We start from the raw sequence: 3404 nt of genomic DNA, 5'->3' as shown, positions 1-3404 counted from the left end.
GGACACGCCAACGATCAGGCTGATATCCAGCCCCAGCTCGACGAACACCTGGCGCGCCATTTCAACCTGGCCCTTGCCGCCATCGATCAACGCGACGTCGGGCATTACGCCCTCGCCATTGGCAACCTTCTCGTAGCGGCGCATCAGTACCTGGCGCATCGCGGCGTAATCGTCGCCGGGCGTGATGTCATTGATGTTGTAGCGGCGATACTCGCCATTCTGCATCGCGTGGTGATGAAACACCACGCACGACGCCTGCGTGGCCTCGCCTTGCGTATGGCTGATATCGAAGCACTCGACACGGAACGCTTCTATATCCGCCACGTCCAGCCCCAGCGCATCGACCAGCATGCGGGTGCGTGTCTGTTGCGAGCCCTGCTCGGACAATAGCCTCGCGAGTGAAATCTCGGCGCCCTTCTGCGCCATCTCAAGCCACTGGCGGCGCGGCCCCTGTGGCTGGAAAGTCAGGTTGATGCGATGTCCGCATTGTTCCATCAGCGCCAGCATCAGTTCAGGTTCGTCAAATTCGGTGTTCAGTATCAGCGTGCCCGGAATGAACTTGTCTATGTAATGCTGCGCGAGAAACGCCTTCATCACTTCCACCGCCAGCGAATCTTCTGCATTGCTCAATGCATTATCGACATGCGTAGGGAAATAGGCGCGATCGCCCAGATGGCGGCCGCCGCGCACCATCGCCAGGTTGACGCAGGCGCGACCGCCCTGCACGATCACCGCAATGATATCGATATCGGCATCGCCGCCGGTTTCCATGCTTTGCTGGTGCAGGACGCGCGACAAGGCATTGATCTGGTTGCGCACCAGCGCGGCTTGCTCGAACTTCAACTCCTCCGCATACGTCAGCATCTTGGCCTGCAATGCTTCCAGCACTTCAGTCTGGCGCCCGCGCAGAAATTTCGCTGCATTGTCGACATCAAGTGCATAGTCTTCGCGGCTGATGTAGTTGACGCACGGTGCGCTGCAGCGGTGAATCTGATGCAGCAGGCAGGGCCGCGTGCGATTGGCGAATACAGAATCTTCGCAGGTGCGCAGCAGGAATACCTTTTGCAAAATCTGCATCGATTCCTTGACTGCCCAACCACTGGGAAAAGGACCGAAGTACTGATTTTTTTTATCGACCGCGCCACGGTAATACGCCATGCGCGGGAATTCCTGGCCGGTGATCTTCAGGTAGGGATAGGATTTATCGTCACGAAACAGGATGTTGTAACGCGGCTGCAGCGTCTTGATCAGATTGTTTTCAAGCAGCAGCGCCTCGGCTTCGCTGCGCGTGACCGTCGTCTCCAGACGCGCGATGCGCTCGACCATCAGCGCCGTGCGCGGACTGGCGAGATTCTTCAGGAAATAGCTGGAGACGCGCTTCTTCAGGTCGCGCGCCTTGCCGACATACAGCAGATTATTCTCGGCATCGAAATAACGATACACACCGGGCAGGTGCGGCAGCTTGGCTACCGTTTCCAGCACGATGGCGCGCGCATCTGGCGGCTCAATTTCAGACATGATGCACAGCCCTGCTCATTATCGAAAATCGAAAAATGACATCAAGCCGCAGCCAGTGCCAGCGCAACTTTCTTCGCTGCGATATAGCGCGCTTCCTGTTGCAGCGCATCCCATGCAAGGGCCGGCGCTTGCGGCGTCAATCCAGCGATGCGTGCGGCCGATTGCGCCATCGCCTTGCCATCCTTGATCTTCAAGCCAGCCAGCAATTGATCCGCCTTGTCCGGCGCATTGCAGATCAAGACCATGTCGCAACCGGCTGCTAGCGCAGCATGCGCGCCATCGACGACATTGCCGGCCACACTGGCACCTTCCATACTCAAGTCATCGCTGAAGATGATGCCGTCAAAACCAAAATCCTTGCGCAACATCGTCAGCCACTTGCGTGAAAATCCTGCCGGATGCTTGTCCACTTTCGGATAGATCACATGTGCCGGCATCACCCCGGCCAGGCTCAAGCCCAGCCAGTCGTAAGGTGCGGCATCTTCCGCTAGTATCTGTTTCAGTTCACGTTCATCGACTGGAATTTCCAGGTGTGAATCCGCCTTCACAAAACCGTGTCCTGGGAAATGCTTGCCGCAGTTAAGCATGCCCGCCAGCATCAAGCCGTGATTCAAACTCTTGGCCAGCAAGGTCACGACGCGTGCATCACGATGAAAGGCGCGGTCGCCGATCACACCTGATTCGCCGTAATCAAGATCGAGCACAGGCGTGAACGACAGATCGACGCCGCAGGCACGCAACTCCGCCGCCAGCACATAACCGACATCGGTTGCCGCCTTGGTCGCCGCCAGCACATCTTTATCCCACAAGGCGCCCAGTTTGCGCATCGCCGGCAAGTGCGTGAAGCCATCTGTCTTGAAGCGTTGCACACGACCGCCTTCATGATCGACTGCAATCACGATGCCGGGACGTGCCGCATGGATAGCCGCCGTCAACGCAGTCAATTGCGCCCTGTCCTTGTAGTTGCGCGCAAACAGAATCACGCCACCGGTCAATGGATGCTGTATGCGCCGGATGTCGTCTGCAGTCAGACTGGTGCCAACCACGTCCAGCATGATGGGACCAAAAGCGGAACCGGAATTTGCTGCCGAATTTGAAGCTGCTGCTGCGTTCATTTTTTCTCCACAATCACAAAAGCGACCGCATAGTCGACTTCATCGGTAAGCGTAACCTGTGCGGTCAATCCATTCATTTCCATAAATTCTGCCAGCTTGCCGCTGGTGACCACGATAGGCTTACCGCTGGGGGCATTCAGTATCTGCGCGGCACGCCAGGTCATCGGCATGTGTATGCCGAGTCCGATCGCTTTCGAAAACGCTTCCTTGGCGGCAAAGCGCGTCGCCAGAAAACGCAAGCCGCGCGCAGCCACCTTGGCCTTGCGGCTGTGGTATTTCTGCAGCTCTTCCACGCCCAGCACGCGTTCGGCGAAACGGTCGCCATGCCGGCCGAGCGCAGCCTCTATGCGATCTATCTTGATGATATCGGTGCCTATGCCGTAAATCATTTGTGCAATCCTCCGATTCGCGCGGCTATCATGATCGCCTTCATTTCGCGTACGGCATTTTGCCAGCCGACGAACACCGCGTGGGCGACGATCGCGTGACCGATATTGAGCTCGCCGATATCCTGTATCGCTGCGATCGCCTGCACATTCGTGTAATGCAAGCCGTGGCCGGCATTGACTTTCAAGCCCCGCTTGACGCCCTCCACCACGGCACGCTCGATGCGCTGCAGTTCGGCTTGCTGCTGCGTGGCATCGTGCGCATCGGCATAGCGGCCGGTATGCAATTCGATTACCGGTGCGCCGGCTTCGGCTGCAGCCTGGATTTGCGCCGCGTCGGCATCGATGAACAGGCTCACGCGTATGCCCTCCGCCTGCAACTGCC

Annotated in this window: 4 protein-coding genes; all 4 read right to left on the bottom strand. The window is 58.0% G+C overall.

What is annotated here, in order from left to right; all coding sequences use genetic code 11:
- Nucleotides 1-1518 (bottom strand): excinuclease ABC subunit UvrC (uvrC, locus tag Q7T06_RS00335; RefSeq protein ID WP_304778209.1); only part of this gene is annotated, 1518 nt, incomplete at its 3' end.
- Nucleotides 1519-1559: 41 nt separating this feature from the next.
- The gene (gene nagZ / locus Q7T06_RS00330; RefSeq protein WP_304778205.1) at nt 1560-2633 is read right to left on the bottom strand and encodes a beta-N-acetylhexosaminidase; all 1074 of its coding nucleotides are present in this window, start codon (nt 2631-2633) and stop codon (nt 1560-1562) included.
- Nucleotides 2630-3022 carry a holo-ACP synthase gene (gene acpS / locus Q7T06_RS00325; RefSeq protein ID WP_304778201.1) on the bottom strand — a complete coding sequence of 131 codons (393 nt, stop codon included), beginning with the start codon at nt 3020-3022 and terminating at the stop codon, nt 2630-2632. The genes nagZ and acpS overlap by 4 nt, the downstream gene beginning before the upstream one ends.
- The coding region (locus Q7T06_RS00320) for a pyridoxine 5'-phosphate synthase (RefSeq protein WP_304778196.1) at nt 3019-3404 on the bottom strand (386 nt) is incomplete at its 5' end. The genes Q7T06_RS00320 and acpS, both read right to left, overlap by 4 nt.

Source organism: Herminiimonas sp. (assembly GCF_030645555.1).
Taxonomy (GTDB): Bacteria; Pseudomonadota; Gammaproteobacteria; order Burkholderiales; family Burkholderiaceae_D; genus Oxalicibacterium.
This window is presented reverse-complemented; position numbering and strand designations above follow the sequence as displayed.